Origin of the sequence: Serratia sp. BNK-33-b, from assembly GCF_048684565.1 — a bacterium.
Classification (GTDB): domain Bacteria; phylum Pseudomonadota; class Gammaproteobacteria; order Enterobacterales; family Enterobacteriaceae; genus Serratia; species Serratia marcescens.
The window spans coordinates 97,382-112,113 of record NZ_JBLQTZ010000001.1 but is presented as its reverse complement, the minus strand read 5'-3'; the positions used below and the strand labels follow the sequence as shown (position 1 = coordinate 112,113).

The following is a 14,732-nucleotide window of genomic DNA, read 5'->3' as shown; positions in this document are numbered from 1 at the left end:
TCTGGAAAGTGTGTTGTGTTCGAAAACGAATCAGTAATCGCGCGCCTTATCGATGTTTTCCTGCAGCTTGCGCGCCACTTCGACGATTTTCTCGCTGTCGGCCACCTGAGCGCCGCCCACGCGCCACCAGCTGAGATATTTGTGCACCATGGTCTTCGGCAGTACCTTGATGTCGAGCAGCGTGGACACGGTCTGCCTGCGGGCGTCGGCCAGCGCATCAAGCAGCTGCTGCTCGGTGGTGACGCGATAGGTTTTGCAGCCGTAAGCCGCCGCCAGCATGGCGAAATCGACCGGCACCAGTTTGCCGTCGAGCTTGCCGCCCTCTGGATTGCGGAAGCGGAATTCGGTGGTGTAACTGTCCATGCCATGTTCCATCTGCAGGTTGTTGATGCAGCCGTTGGTCATGTTGTCGAACAGCACCACGTTGATCTTGCAGCCTTCCTGAATCGAGGTGACCAGCTCGGAATGCAGCATCATGAACGCGCCGTCACCCACCATCGCGTACACCTCACGCTGCGGCTCGGCCAGCTTGACCCCCAATGCGGCGTTCACCTCGTACCCCATGCAGGAGTAGCCGTATTCCACGTGGTAACCGTGCTCGCCGCGGTTGTGCCACACCCGCTGCAGGTCGCCCGGCAGGCTGCCGGCGGCGGCGACGATCACGCTGTCCGGGGGCAGTTCGCGGTTCAGCACCCCCAGCACCCGGCTTTGCGTCATCGCCGAGTCGGTCTGAGCGATAAATTCGGCGAACACCCGCTCGCGATCGAGGTGATCGTCGATCTCCGGCACAAAGCCTGCGCCGCTGTATTCCACCGCGTAAACCCGCTCGGTCTCTTCATGCTGCGCGCTGCGCGCCGTGGCGATGGCGTCGCCCCAGCCGGCGCGATAATCGGCCTGCGCCAGCCGTGCGCCCAGTTCGCTCAGCGCCTCGCGGGCGTCCGCCAGTACCTGCACGCCGTCAAGCTTGCCGGCGTCGAAGGCGCTGACGTTGACGTTGAGGAAGCTGACGCTCGGATGTTGGAACAGCCATTTGGACGAGGTGGTGAAATCGGTGTAGCGGGTGCCGACGCCGATCACCAAATCGGCCTGTCGGGCCAGCGTGTTGGCCGCCAGGCAGCCGGTTTCGCCGATGCCGCCGAGGTTGAATTCATGGTCGCTCGGCACCGCGCCTTTGCCGGCCTGGGTCTCGGCGAACGGAATGCCGAAGCGCTCGGCGAATTCGCGCAGCGCCCGCCCGGCCTGCGAGTATTTCACGCCGCCGCCGCACACCAGCAGCGGTTTGCGTTTGGCCGTCAGCAGCGCCAAGGCGTCCGCCAACATGCCCTCGGTCGCCGGGCGGCGATCGAGCCGATGCACGCGTTTTTGGAAGAAATAGTCGGGATAGTCGTAGGCTTCACCCTGCACGTCCTGCGGCAGACACAGCGTCACCGCGCCGGTTTCCGCCGGCTCGGTCAACACGCGCATCGCATTGATGCAGGCGCTCATCAGCTGTTCCGGGCGCACGATGCGATCCCAGTATTTGCTCACCGCACGGAACGCGTCGTTGGTGCTGATGCTGAGATCGTAAGACTGTTCGATTTGCTGCAACACCGGATCCGGCTGGCGAGAAGCGTAAACGTCGCCCGGCAGCAGCAATAAAGGGATGCGGTTAGCGGTGGCGGTGGCGGCGGCGGTGATCATATTGGCGGCGCCGGGGCCGACCGATGAGGTGCAGGCGTAAATTTGCCGACGCAGCTTCTGTTTGGCGAAGCCGATCGCCGCATGGGCCATCCCCTGCTCGTTGCGGCCCTGGTGCACCCGCAGATCGCCGCTATCCTGTTCCAGCGCCTGCCCCAGCCCCAGCACGTTGCCGTGGCCGAAAATCGCGAAAATGCCCGCGACGAATTTGGTTTCCACGCCGTCGGCCAGCAGATACTGGTTATCGAGAAATCTGACGAGCGCCTGCGCCATGGTTAACCTGATCTTGCCCATTTACTCACCCTTTAGATTGAGGGCCGCCCCGGAAAGCGCTCATGCCGAGCCGACAATCCCGTGTTTGTGTTACGCGGCGGCAGCTATTATCTTGAGCAGACGATGCCCGCGCTGCTCACGAAGTCGACAACCTGAAACGTGAAGCGATTATAAACAAATATATTTTTCATAAAATCACATTACAGAAGAAACATTTCATTTTGCGATAAAGATCGCATATTACATGAAAAGCGCGTTTCATCTCGTGGTTCAGCCTTCATGGGCTTCGTGCCGCGCACCGGCCGATAAAAGTCGTTGGCACATGGGCTGACAGCCTTTTACCCTGCCCTCACCCCCCTTTTATGTACGGCCCCGGCGGCCCTTATCCAGCCGGTTCACCGCCTTTTCCCACGCCTCTGTCGATGTTTTAAACGCATCACATTTTTGGGGTGTAAATTTCATTTCATATTGAAATTGAAATTTTCATTCCCCATACTGTCCCCATGCTTCCTGCAGGGCGCCACGCTCGGGCCGCCGCCGGAGTTTTGCTTAAACAGAAGGAAACGGGTATGGCTACACAACAAAAACAGCTTGATGTCATTTGTCTCGGGCGCATCGCCGTCGATTTCTATGCTCAGCAGATCGGCGCGCGTCTGGAAGACGCCGGCACATTCGCCAAATACCTCGGCGGCTCTTCCGGCAACGTGGCCTACGGCACCGCCATTCAGGGGTTGAAATCCGGCATGCTGGCCCGCGTCGGCGATGAACACATGGGCCGCTTTCTGCGTGAAGAGCTGCAGCGCGTCGGGGCCGATACCCGCTGTCTGATCACCGACAAGCAACGATTAACCGGCCTGGTGATCCTCGGCATCAAGGATCAGGAAACCTTCCCGCTGATCTTCTACCGCGAAAACTGCGCGGACATGGCGCTGACGCCGGACGACATCGACGAGGCCTACATCGCCTCCGCGCGCGCGCTGGCCATCACCGGCACGCACCTGTCGCACCCGAACACCCGCGCCGCGGTGCTGAAGGCGCTGGAGTATGCGCGCCGCCACGGCCTGCGCACCGCGCTCGACATCGATTACCGCCCGGTACTGTGGGGGCTGACGTCGCTGGGCGACGGCGAAACCCGCTTTGTGGAATCAGACCAGGTGACCCGCGAACTGCAGGAGGTGCTGCACCATTTCGATCTGATCGTCGGCACTGAAGAGGAATTTCATATCGCCGGCGGCAGCACCGACACGCTGACGGCGCTGAAAAACGTGCGCCGGGCCACGGCGGCCACGCTGGTGTGCAAGCGCGGCGCGCAGGGCTGCTCGGTGTTCGAAGATGACATCGCCGACGACTGGGAACAGGTGAAGCTGCACGCCGGCGTGCGGGTGGAGGTGCTGAACGTGCTGGGGGCCGGCGACGCCTTTATGTCCGGGTTGCTGCGCGGCTACCTGAACGATGAAGGCTGGGAGCAGGCCTGCCGCTACGCCAACGCCTGCGGCGCATTGGTGGTTTCGCGCCACGGCTGCGCGCCGGCGATGCCGACCAAACGGGAGCTGGACGACTACCTGCAGCGTGAACAACAGGTCACGCGCCCGGACCGCGACGCACGCCTGAACCACCTGCACCGGGTCACCACCCGCAAGCAACAGTGGCCGGAACTGTGCGTGTTCGCCTTCGATCACCGCAAGCAGCTGGCGGACATGGCGCGCGAAGCCGGCGTCGGCGAGGAACGCATTCCGCGCCTGAAGACCCTGCTGCTCACCGCGGCGCAACAGGCTGCCGCGCAGGCCGGCCTCGACGGCAACAGCGGCATTCTGGCCGACACCACCTACGGGCAGGCGGCGCTGAACGAAATCACCGGTCAGGGATGGTGGATTGGCCGGCCGGTGGAGCTGCCCAGCTCGCGCCCACTGCGCCTGGAGCACGGCAATATTGGCTCGCAATTGATCGACTGGCCGCAGGAGCACGTGGTGAAGTGCCTGGTGTTCTATCACCCGCACGACGCGGCGGAACTGCGCCGCGAACAGGATGCGCTGATCGCCGACGTCTACCGCGGCTGCTGCAAATCCGGCCACGAACTGCTGCTGGAGGTGATCCTGCCGGACAGCAACGCCGACAAGGACGAACGCTATTACCTGGAGATGATTGAACACTTCTACCACATGGGCATTCAGCCGGACTGGTGGAAACTGCCGCCGCTGAGCGCGGAAAACTGGCAGCGGGTCGGCGCGCTGATCGACGCCTGCGATCCCGACTGCCGCGGCGTGCTGATCCTGGGGCTCGACTCCCCGGAGGCGGTGCTGAAGGCGGGCTTTGCCGCCGCCGCGGATGCGCGCTGGGTCAAAGGTTTCGCCGTCGGCCGCACCATTTTCGGCCAACCTTCGCGCCGCTGGCTGCAGGGGGAAATCGACGACGCGGCCCTGATCGAGCAGGTGAAACAAAAATACCTGACGCTGATCGGTTTCTGGCGCCAGTACCGTCCGCAGGCGGGCGGCGCGCACTGACAGCCACAGCAGGTTCACGTCCCCTTAAGGCCATTTCGCCGCTTTAAGGGGATTTTTTTGCCCATTTTCTGTGAAGTCGCGCAATGTGCAATCGAATAAATCGCTTTTTGAGGAAATGAAATTTCCGCTCCGTCTGTTAAAATACCCTGTCAATATTTCAGGCGTCAGGCCAATGCGCCTTCACCCCACTGCGAGCCGAATGGATGAACAACCCAACTCAACTTTCGCTGTTACAGGACGAGATCCGCCACCGTTATGAAACGCTGAGCAAGCGTTTGAAGCAGGTGGCGCGCTATATTTTGGATAACAGTAACAGCATCGCTTTCGATACCGTTGCCTCCATAGCCGCACAGGCCAGCGTGCCGCCTTCCACCCTAATCCGTTTCGCCAACGCCTTCGGCTTCAGCGGCTTCAACGAAATGAAGCAGGTGTTCCGTCAGCATCTGATGGAAGAAACGGTGAACTATACCGAGCGCGCACGCCTGTTCCGCCAAACCTCCACCGACGACAACGTCGCGCCGGAGAAGCCGGCGGAGATTCTCAACGTATTCACCATGGTCAACGCGCAGGCGCTGCAGCAGCTGGCGATGCAGATCGCTCCCGAGCAGTTGGATCGCGCCGTCGAGCTGCTCAACAACGCTGAAAACATCTACGTGATCGGCCTGCGCCGCTCGTTCAGCGTCGCTTCCTACCTCACCTATGCGCTGCGCCATCTGGAGCGCCGTGCGTTTCTGATTGACGGGCTGGGCGGGATGTTTACCGAACAGCTGAGCATGGTGAAACCGAAGGACGTGGTGATCGCCATCAGCTATTCGCCGTACGCCCGCGAGGCGGTGGAACTGGTGGAATTGGGCGCCAAGCGCGGCGCACAACAGATCGCCATCACCGACAGCCAGGTCAGCCCGCTGGCCGCCTTCAGCGACGTCTGTTTCGTGGTGCGCGAAGCGCAGGTGGACGGGTTCCGTTCGCAGGTGGCCTCGATGTGTCTGGCGCAGACGCTGGCGGTCTCGCTGGCGCTGAATAACGCCCGGGACGAGTAAGGCGGATGTGAACGCGCCCGACAGGCTCGGGCGCGGCGGGATTATTGCAGCAACAAATAGCGGTAGAGCGCGCTTTCCAGATCCTGCTTCATGCTGATGAAAAGCAGAATCTCCACCGTTTGGCCGTCGTAGTCATAGATGACGCGGTATTCGCTGTCGGGATCCAATCGTTCGTGCAACCGCACTCCCATGCCCGCCAGCACGGCGTTGAAGCGGTAGCGGGCGGGATCGTCGGCAATTGCCGCGAGGGACGATAACAACAGATTGTCCACGAACATCCCGGCTGCGACGGCCCCTATCGTTCCGCTCTTATAAGACTCGATGTCTTTCAGGCTCCATTCCGCCGCCAGCGCGACGGTAAAACGTATTTCCTGGGGCATCCTGCACCTCGGGTCTATTTCCGCGCGTCACGCAGCCGCTGCAAGGTTTCTTCGGGCGACAGACCGCGCTGATTTTTAATCTCTTGCTTCGCCATCATAGTCAGTTTCAACAACGCGTTGGACTGGCGCTCGAGATTGCGTTCCCGTATTTCGGCCTCTCTCTCAGCCGCCGTTTGTACAAACAGCTCGGCAACACCATTTTTTGTGACGTAAACCCCGCCTTCAAACAGATCGGGCGAACCTAATCCTTCGCGCGCCGCTTTTTGAGACATGGTGGTTGTCATAATTTTTCCTCCTGTGTACCGGCATTCTCACTGCATAACAGCGGTTCGTTAGATTCACTCAGCCAGGGAGCAATCGCGTGCGGACAGGTTATCATTTGAGCAAGATAGAGGGCAAATTTAGGTCAAATTTATACCCTGATTAAAGAGAAAGCCCGGCAAGCCGGGCCTCAAGCGCTTATTGCGCGGCGGGATAGCCGTCGCCGTTAATCCAGGCGTGGTCTTTTTCCCAGGTGAATTTCCACTGCCGCACCGGCCCGGCCATCACGTTAAGGTAATAGTTGTCGTAACCCGCCAGGGTCGCCACCGGGTGATAACCGCGCGGCACTTTCACCACGTCGCGATTGTAGACCGGCATGCATTCGTCGAGCGTGCGATCGTCGGTATAGACGCGCTGCATGCAGAACCCTTGCTCCGGCTGAATGCGGTGATAGTACGTCTCTTCGAGATAGGTTTCGTCCGGCGAGTCTTCTTGATCGTGCTTGTGGCTCGGGTAGGAGCTGGTGTTGCCCTCGTCGGTGTAAACCTCCACCACCAGCAGACTGTCTGCCGGCTCGCTGTCCGGCAGAATGTTGTGCACCAACCGCTGGTTGCGCCCCTTGCCGCGCCGCTCCACGCCGATTTCCGCCGGCGTGATCAGCCGTGAAGGCAGGTGGCCGCTGCCGGGCGCGCTGCACACCGCCAACTCCAGATCGGTTTCTGCCCGCACGTCGATGCGATCGTGGTGCGGCACGTACACCGCGTAAGGCGGCGTGCGCTCGAACGGGCTCATGCGTTTGCCGATATGCGGGTATTCGGCGCGCAGCGTGGCGACGGAGGCGATACCGGCCACCAGCACCAGACACAGTTCCCTGCCACCGCATTCCAACTGCAGCGACTGCCCGGCGGCCAGGCGGTAAACGTCAAAGCCGACATAGCCCCAACCGGCATTTTCCGGCGTCACGTGCTGGATACGCCCCTCGGCGTTCGGCGCCTGACATTTGGCAAGCAGTGAAGACATTTCGATTCTCCTGTTAACTCCCCGTGCAAAGGCCGCTGCCCCAAAGGAGCAACGGCCCGCTCATACTCTGCGATCGCTTAGCCCAGCGTCGGCATGCTGAATTCGGACACCGTCTGCTGCCCGGCCGGCCAGCGCGCGGTGGCGGTCTTCATGCGCGTGTAGAAGCGCACGCCGTCGGTGCCGTGCACGTTCAACGCGCCGAACACCGAGCGCTTCCAGCCGCCGAAGCTGTGGAACGCCATCGGCACCGGCACCGGCACGTTGACGCCGACCATCCCGGCCTGCACTTCCTGCACGAACTGACGCGCGTAGTGGCCGCTGCCGGTAAAGATGGCGCTGCCGTTGCCAAACTCGTGACCGTTGACCGTGTCGATGGCGGTGCGATAGTCCGGCACCCGCACGATGCCCAGCACCGGCCCGAAGATCTCTTCGCGGTAGATGCGCATGTTCGGCTTCACATGGTCGAACAGCGTGCCGCCGACGTAGTAGCCTTCAGGGTAGCCCGGCACCTGATAATTGCGGCCGTCGGCCACCAGGGTGGCGCCTTCTTCCACGCCCAGATCGATGTAGCCCAGCACCTTTTTCTGATGGGCGGACGACACCAGCGGCCCCATTTCATTCTCTTCGCCACCCTGCTGCAAGCCCGGCCCGACGCGGAGCTGCGCGATCAGCGGCTTCAGTTTGGCGATCAGTTTGTCTGCGGTATCGTCACCGACCACCACGGCGATCGGCAGCGCCATGCAGCGCTCGCCGGCAGAGCCGAACGCGCCGCCCATCAACGCGTTGACCGTGGCGTCCAGATCGGCGTCCGGCATGACGATCGCCTGGTTTTTCGCCGCGCCGAAGGCCTGTACCCGCTTGCCGTGCGCGCTGGCGGTGGTATAGATATGTTCCGCCACGGTGGAGGAACCGACGAAGCTCACCGCCTGAATGCGCGGATCGGTGCACAGCTGCGCCGCATCTTCATTGGCGCAGTGCACCACGTTGAACACGCCGTCCGGCAGGCCGGCTTCTTTCAGCAACTCCGCCAGGCGCACCGAGGCCGAAGGCACCAGCGCCGGCGGCTTGAGGATAAAGGTGTTGCCGCAGGCCAGCGCGATGGGGAACATCCACATCGGCACCATCGCCGGGAAGTTAAACGGGGTAATGCCCGCCACCACGCCCAGCGGCTGCATCAGCGAGAAGCTGTCGACGCCGCTGCCGACGTCCGGCGAATACTCGCCCTTGATCAGATGCGGGATACCGCAGGCGAATTCGACCACTTCCATGCCGCGCGTCAGTTCGCCCAGCGCATCCGAATACACTTTGCCGTGCTCGCTGACGATAAGCTCGGCCAGCTCGTCGCGGTGCTGTTCCAGCAGCGCCTTGAAATTGAACATGATGCGCGCGCGGCGCAGCGGCGTGGTGCGCGACCAGTCGGCGAACGCCCGGTGGGCCACGTCGATGGCCTGTTTGACTTCGGCGGCGGTGCTCTGCGTAACGCGCCGCTCAACCTGCCCGCTGGCCGGGTTGTGCACGTCGACGGTTTGATTGCTGCTGCTCAGGCACACCTGCCCGTCAATAAAGTTACCCACGGTTTTCATGTCACGCCCTCTTTTCAAGTCCGCTGTCGCCTGGCCACACCCAGGCGGCGCGGCGTTAATCGTCCCGCTCGCCAAACTCCGTCGGCAAGCCGGCTAAATCCTGACCGGATGCAGCAAACTCTATTTCATTGAAAAAAAAGTTTCAAATAAATTGTTTTGAAAAATTTGTTTTTAGTGCGTGAGGTCGCAATTTTGCGGTGTCGATCGGGCGGGCGCTTGCATTGCCGTGCCAGGGAAAGCGCAACGGCGGCGGCGAAAGTTGGGGGAATACACACTGACTTTGCTACAGAAAACCCGCACTGCGCCTGCCCTGTCGCCGTTACCGCACGCCCTCGTTCGCCCAAGAGACCCGGCACAGAGGTGACGGTTTTTTTTGAACTGGATCTAAAAATCAATATTCCATTATTCACTAATTATGAAATAAATGTTCTTGTTTGTTCCAGCATTTATCGACGACATCGCCTTGATGACAGGCACGGTTCACACCCTTCCGCTCGCCCCCTTCCCGACACCCCAACCGTGCGGACGGAAGCCAGGATAAAAATCGGAGCAACACATGTCATATCAGCGTAAGCACAATACCGGCTACATATTGCGAATTTGCGGCATCGCCGCCCTGGGCGGCATTCTGTTCGGCTACGATACCGCCGTGATCTCCGGCGCGATCGAAGCGTTGAAAGCCTATTTCGATCTCAGTCCGGCCGAAACCGGCTGGGCAGTCTCCAACGTGGTGATTGGCTGCGTGGTCGGCGCCTTCGCCGCCGGGCCGCTGGCGGCGCGCTGGGGCCGTAAAAAGGCGCTGATGCTGGCGGCGCTGCTGTTCACCGTGTCCGCCGTCGGCGCAGCCTTGGCCCCGACCTTCACCTGGTTCGTCATCTACCGCATCATCGGCGGGCTGGCGGTCGGCATTGCCGCCACCGTGTCGCCGATGTACATGTCGGAGGTGTCGCCGAAAGACATGCGCGGGCGGGCGCTCAGCATGCAGCAATTCGCCATCGTCTTCGGCCAGATCGTGATTTTCTACGTCAACTTCAAAATCGCCAGCATCGCCAGCGAAGCCTGGCTGGTGGAAATGGGCTGGCGCTGGATGTTCGCCTCGGGCGTGATCCCCTGCATTCTGTTCTGCATCCTGGTATTCGTCATTCCTGAATCGCCGCGCTGGAACGTGATGATGGGCCGCGACGATCAGGCGCTGGCGATGTTGACCAAGGTATCCAACGCCGCCCACGCGCAGAATCTGCTGAAAGAAATCAAAGACTCGCTGCAGCAGGATCAACAGCAGCAGCACCGGAAGCTGAACTACGGCGATGTGCGGGTGCGGTTCATTCTGTTCGTCGGCTGCATGATCGCCATGTTGCAGCAGGTCACCGGCGTCAACGTGATGATGTATTACGCGCCGGTAGTGCTGAAAACCGTCACTGAAAACGCGCAGGAAGCGCTGTTCCAGACCATCTGGATCGGCGTGCTGCAGCTGGTCGGTTCGGTCATCGGCGCCATGCTGATGGATCGCATGGGCCGCATTCCGCTGATGCGTTACGGCACGCTGGGCGCCATCGCCGGCCTGCTGCTCACCTCGTACGCGCTCTACACGCAGGCCACCGGCTATTTCGCGCTGTTCGGCATGCTGTTCTTCATGGTGTTTTATGCACTGTCCTGGGGCGTCGGCGCCTGGGTGCTGGTATCGGAAATCTTCCCGAACCGCATGCGCGCGCAGGGGATGAGCATCGCCGTCGGCTGCATGTGGGTCGCCAACTTCGCGGTGTCGCAGTCGTTCCCGATGATCAACGACCACCCTTACCTGTTCTCGCATTTCCACGGCGCCTTCCCGATGTGGATCTTCGCCGCCTGCTGCCTGTTCAGCTACTGGTTTATCGGCCGCTATATTCCGGAAACCAAAGGCGTCTCGCTGGAAAAAATGGAACAGGTGGTGCTGGCCAAACGCCACCGCCAACCCCTGCCCGACGGTAAGCCGCTGCCGCTGGAAAACGGCAAATCCTGATCTCTCACCCCTGACCGCTGGAGTAATGCCTCATGACCATTGCGCTGAACCGCTTCTGCATTAACCGCAAGATCGCGCCGAATCTCGATCTGGACAATTTTTTCCGCCTGGTGAAACGCTGCGGGCTCAGCAAAGTTGAGCTGCGCAACGACATGCCCAGCGGCAAGGTGACCGACGATCTGAGTAACGCGCAGCTCAACGCGCTCGCCGCGCAATACGGCATTGAAATCGTCACGATCAACGCCCTCGGCATGTTCAATCGGGTGGATGACCCGGCGGCGCTGCAGCAGCGCGCCGAAGCGTTGCTGGCGCAGGCGCAGGCTATCCACAGCCGGGCGCTGGTGCTGTGCCCGCACTGCAGCGCCGACGACACGCGCAGCGAGCAGCAAAAACGGGACGACACCCTCGCCGCGTTGCGTCTGCTGGCGCCGCTGTTTGCCCGCTATGGCGTGCAGGGATACGTCGAACCGCTGGGCTTCGGCATCAGCTCGTTGCGATCGTCGCTGCTGACCCAAGCGATCATCCGCGATTCGGGCGCGCCGTACCGCATCGTGCTCGATACGTTCCACCACTACCTGAGCGATGTGACGCAGGCCGACTTCGACGCGCAGATCCAGGTGGCGCAGATCGGCCTGGTGCATCTGTCCGGCGTGGAGGACGGGCGGGATAAAGGCGCGTTGAGCGACGAAGAACGCATTATGCTGAGCGAGGGCGACCGGCTGGAAAGCCGCCGCCAGGTGCAGAACCTGGAACGCCTGGGCTATACCGGCGTCTATGCCTTCGAGCCCTTCTCTTCACAGCTGGACGGCTGGAGCGAGGCCGATATCGAACGGGAAATCCGCCAGAGCATCGCCCTGCTGCAAGGGTAAAAAAAACGGCCTCCGCGGAGGCCGTTTTTCATGGCGTTACTTCAGGTTGCCGACCACCAGCTGGTGGCGCGCATTGTAAAACTTACGGTAAGCCAGATAGCAGGCGATGATGGTCGACAGGCTGGCGGTGGAAAGCAGCATAAAGGTCACCATAATCTGGTATTTGATCGCTTTCACCGGGTCGATGCCGGCAAAGATCAGCCCGGACATCATGCCCGGCAGGCTGACCAGCCCAACGGTTTTCGCCGAGTCCACGGTCGGGATCAGCGAAGCGCGGATGCTGTCGCGGATCAGCGCCGCCGAGGCGAACTTGGGCGTCGCCCCCAGGCTGAGCATCTCCTGAATCTTCTGCTGCTCGCCTTTGAAACGCTGGCCGAGGTTGGTGTAGCACAGCCCCACCGCCACCATGGCGTTGCCGGCGATCATCCCGGAGATGGGGATCACCTGCATCGGCGTAAATTCGATGGAGCCGGTCAATACCAGCACCGCCAACGTCAGCACCGCACCGGTGGTGATGGCGATAAACGACGTCACGAACGCGTGTTCGACGTACTTGCTGCGTTTCTTGGCGTTGTAAGCCGCGTTAAAGCAGATGAAGAGCACCATCAACACGGTGAGAACGGCGTTATCCAGGTCGAAAATATACTTCAGCACGTAGCCGACGATGATCAGCTGCACCACCGCGCGGCAGATGCTCCAGATAATGTCCTTTTCCAGCGCCAGCTTTTCCCGGTGGCTGATCAGGATGGCGACCACCACCAGCACCATCGACAAGCCCAAGGATTCGTTGGTGATGTTATGCTGATTCATGTTGTTGCTCCTGTTGCTCGGCGCCGTGCGCGCGCAGGGTGATCACTTCGTCCGCATGCGCTATCTCTTCGGTATCGTGCGTCACCCACAGCACCGCCAGCCGGTGTTCCGCCGCCAGCTGATGCACGATCTCATTGACGTTGCGTTTGTTTTCCTCGTCCAGCGCGCTGGTGATCTCGTCGAGCAACAGCACCCGGGGCATAAACTGCAGGTTGCGGATCAGGGACACCCGCTGCTTCTCCCCGCCGGACAGTTCATTGATGCTTTTGGTCAGCATCGCCTCCGGCAGCCCGAAACGCGCCAGATCGGCCTTCATTTTTCGCTCGGCTGGCGGTTCCTGGCGGATCTGGTAGGGCAGCGCCAGATTGTCGTAAACCGTATTGCCGAACAGTGACGGCGTCTGGAAGCAGTAAGAGACCTGCTTGCGATACGCCTCCGGCGACATCTCGTCGATCGCCTGACCGTCGAAATAGAGCTTTCCGCTGGTCGGATCCATTAAGGAAGAGATGATTTTCAGCAGGGTGCTTTTCCCGCAACCGGAAGGCCCGGTGATCAGTTTGAACTCGCCTTCACCCAGCGTGAAAGAGACGGAATCCAGGATCACCTGGCTGTCTATTTGATAATGAATATCATCCAATCTCAGTATGTCTTTCTTTTCCTTCATTACGATGCCGGCTCCCTACACCTGTTCCCGTCTGAGCGATAAGTATATGGCCGCCAAAAACATCTTAGCAATGGCTGTGCGGATGGCAGCGAACGAAGGGGGAGGATTGACGGAGCGAAACGCCCCGTCAAATGATAAATTTAATTAATGATTAGCTGTAGGAATAGTCAAAAGCGACCGCCAGGGTCGAATCACTCTTTTTTTATCGCTGCCTGTTCGTCGCAGCTGTACCAGCGGAGGGAATTGTTGATACTGCGGTGGGTGCAGTGAACCTTACCCTCCTTTTCCAGCGCCAGCAGCAGGGTGCGGGTGGTATAAATATTTTCGCCGCATTTATCCGCCAGCTCGCGCGTCTTCGGCCACTGCTCCGGCGGGGGATGATGGCCCCCAGATCCTTCCACACGCTCCCTGCACAATCCTTGCAACACATTCAGCATCAGCGATTTTCTGCTTTCAAACGTTTTCGGCGCCTTGGCCATAGCATTCCTCCTGAGTGGTTACTGCTGAGCACCCCGCTCACGGCTGCACGTCAGCGATGCGCAGGGTGTAAATCATGGTGGCATTCGGGGGGATCGCCGGCGGGTTGCCCTGTTTGCCGTACGCCAGCGCCGGCGGCACCACCAGCGTGATCGCGCCGTGGCGCTGCAGCTTCTCGATAGCCGCGCGAAACAGCGGCGGGTAGCGCGTCAACGGCTGCGAGATCACCGTCCCCGCCAGCTCCATGTCTTTGACCACCCGGCCGTCGGTCAGGCTTTCGCGCACCACGATATCCACCCGATCGTCGGCGCCGATCGCCCCGCTGCCGGCATAGTCCACCCGGTAATAGAAACCGAGCGCATCCTGCTTAACCCCCTCCTGACGGACGAAATTGGCCAGGTAGGCGTTGTCATCCCGAGGTGGCGCCTGCGTCTGTTGCGCCTGCTGCAACCGCTGCTGCGCCGTGTGCAGCGCGCCGTCGATGGCGGTTTCATCGAGCCGCAACCGCCCGGCCAGGGTATCGGCGATGCCCGCCAGCAACAGCTGGGTATCCGCTTCCAACCCCGCGCGCCGGTTCTCCTGCTGCAGATGCAGAATGTCGCGTCCGAGCGACACGCCGGCGGCATACGCCTGCTTGTCCGCCTCGCTGGCCAGCGCGGGCGGCTCGGCCGCCTGCTGCCGTTCGGCCAGCAAGGTCTCTACCCGCCGGCGCTGCTGCGCCAGCTGCGCCGCCAAACTTGCGCTGCGCTGTTCGGCCCGCGTTAACGAAGCGGCCAGCACGCCCACTTCTGGCACCGGCGCAACGGCGTGCCGCAATCCCTTCAGAGCATCGGCCAGCGGCCGAATATCGACGACGGCCGGTTCCCGTTTCGGCGCCACCGCGGCCTGAGCCGCCGCCAACTGCCGCTCCAACTGACGGATTTTCTCCGTCTGCTGTTGCAAAGACTGCTTCAACGACGTTAAACGAGCGCTGTCTGCCCCGACGATAGCGGCCGGTTTGGCGGCCGGTGCTGACGCCGATTGACGCACGGTGTCTTCCCTGGGCGCGGCCGGTGGCGCCTGCCGCTGTTCGGCAAACTTCAACAACGCGGGAATGCCGTCATCGGCGGCGCAAGCGGCCCCGCTCGCCGCCAACAGCAAAAGAGCCATCGCCCATCCTTGCGCGCATCGCTTCATGG

The 14,732-nt window shown here is 61.2% G+C and carries 13 protein-coding genes; 4 read left to right on the top strand and 9 right to left on the bottom strand.

Going from position 1 to position 14,732, the window contains the following annotated elements; genetic code table 11:
- Window positions 1-30: 30 nt before the first annotated feature.
- Window positions 31-1,971 carry a 3D-(3,5/4)-trihydroxycyclohexane-1,2-dione acylhydrolase (decyclizing) gene (gene iolD / locus ACMGGK_RS00485; RefSeq protein WP_420276609.1) on the bottom strand — a complete coding sequence of 647 codons (1,941 nt, stop codon included), beginning with the start codon at window positions 1,969-1,971 and terminating at the stop codon, window positions 31-33.
- Window positions 1,972-2,519: 548 nt separating this feature from the next.
- Between iolD and ACMGGK_RS00480 the strand changes: the two genes are divergently transcribed.
- Both ACMGGK_RS00480 and ACMGGK_RS00475 read left to right on the top strand, forming a co-directional pair.
- Window positions 2,520-4,451: a bifunctional 5-dehydro-2-deoxygluconokinase/5-dehydro-2-deoxyphosphogluconate aldolase gene (locus tag ACMGGK_RS00480; RefSeq protein WP_115436612.1), complete on the top strand. Its 1,932-nt coding sequence runs from the start codon at window positions 2,520-2,522 to the stop codon at window positions 4,449-4,451.
- A gap of 203 nt (window positions 4,452-4,654) precedes the next feature.
- The gene (locus ACMGGK_RS00475; protein WP_004930856.1) at window positions 4,655-5,491 is read left to right on the top strand and encodes a MurR/RpiR family transcriptional regulator; all 837 of its coding nucleotides are present in this window, start codon (window positions 4,655-4,657) and stop codon (window positions 5,489-5,491) included.
- A 41-nt stretch (window positions 5,492-5,532) separates the two neighbouring features.
- On the opposite strand, the gene ACMGGK_RS00470 is transcribed toward ACMGGK_RS00475, so the two are convergent.
- The 4 genes from ACMGGK_RS00470 to ACMGGK_RS00455 form a co-directional block, all read right to left on the bottom strand.
- Window positions 5,533-5,871, bottom strand: a complete 339-nt coding sequence (locus tag ACMGGK_RS00470) for a type II toxin-antitoxin system RelE/ParE family toxin (RefSeq protein WP_143778622.1) — start codon at window positions 5,869-5,871, stop codon at window positions 5,533-5,535.
- Between the two features lie 14 nt (window positions 5,872-5,885).
- On the bottom strand, window positions 5,886-6,155 hold the full coding sequence (locus tag ACMGGK_RS00465; RefSeq protein ID WP_004930864.1) for a hypothetical protein: 270 nt from the start codon (window positions 6,153-6,155) through the stop codon (window positions 5,886-5,888).
- A 175-nt stretch (window positions 6,156-6,330) separates the two neighbouring features.
- Complete coding sequence (gene iolB, locus ACMGGK_RS00460; RefSeq protein ID WP_033639188.1) at window positions 6,331-7,152, bottom strand: 5-deoxy-glucuronate isomerase; 822 nt, start codon at window positions 7,150-7,152, stop codon at window positions 6,331-6,333.
- A 77-nt stretch (window positions 7,153-7,229) separates the two neighbouring features.
- Window positions 7,230-8,735, bottom strand: coding sequence for a CoA-acylating methylmalonate-semialdehyde dehydrogenase (locus ACMGGK_RS00455; RefSeq protein WP_015379335.1), 1,506 nt, complete (start codon window positions 8,733-8,735; stop codon window positions 7,230-7,232).
- 556 nt (window positions 8,736-9,291) lie between these two features.
- Here ACMGGK_RS00455 and ACMGGK_RS00450 point away from each other — a divergent pair.
- Together ACMGGK_RS00450 and ACMGGK_RS00445 are read left to right on the top strand one after the other, a co-directional pair.
- Window positions 9,292-10,734, top strand: coding sequence for a sugar porter family MFS transporter (locus tag ACMGGK_RS00450; protein ID WP_016930409.1), 1,443 nt, complete (start codon window positions 9,292-9,294; stop codon window positions 10,732-10,734).
- Window positions 10,735-10,766: 32 nt separating this feature from the next.
- A complete protein-coding gene (locus ACMGGK_RS00445) occupies window positions 10,767-11,603 on the top strand; it encodes a TIM barrel protein (protein WP_016930410.1) in 837 nt (278 codons plus the stop codon).
- A gap of 36 nt (window positions 11,604-11,639) precedes the next feature.
- Here the strand turns inward: ACMGGK_RS00445 and fetB are convergent, their stop codons facing one another.
- The 4 genes from fetB to ACMGGK_RS00425 all read right to left on the bottom strand — a co-directional run bounded on the left by fetB (window position 11,640) and on the right by ACMGGK_RS00425 (window position 14,703).
- Window positions 11,640-12,413, bottom strand: a complete 774-nt coding sequence (gene fetB, locus ACMGGK_RS00440; protein WP_033631883.1) for an iron efflux ABC transporter permease subunit FetB — start codon at window positions 12,411-12,413, stop codon at window positions 11,640-11,642.
- A complete protein-coding gene (fetA, locus tag ACMGGK_RS00435) occupies window positions 12,400-13,077 on the bottom strand; it encodes an iron efflux ABC transporter ATP-binding subunit FetA (RefSeq protein WP_016930411.1) in 678 nt (225 codons plus the stop codon). The genes fetB and fetA overlap by 14 nt, the downstream gene beginning before the upstream one ends.
- A 191-nt stretch (window positions 13,078-13,268) precedes the next feature.
- Complete coding sequence (locus tag ACMGGK_RS00430; protein ID WP_004930885.1) at window positions 13,269-13,556, bottom strand: FaeA/PapI family transcriptional regulator; 288 nt, start codon at window positions 13,554-13,556, stop codon at window positions 13,269-13,271.
- A 37-nt stretch (window positions 13,557-13,593) separates the two neighbouring features.
- Window positions 13,594-14,703, bottom strand: coding sequence for an FKBP-type peptidyl-prolyl cis-trans isomerase N-terminal domain-containing protein (locus ACMGGK_RS00425; RefSeq protein ID WP_079450493.1), 1,110 nt, complete (start codon window positions 14,701-14,703; stop codon window positions 13,594-13,596).
- Between the last annotated feature and the right edge of the window lie 29 nt (window positions 14,704-14,732).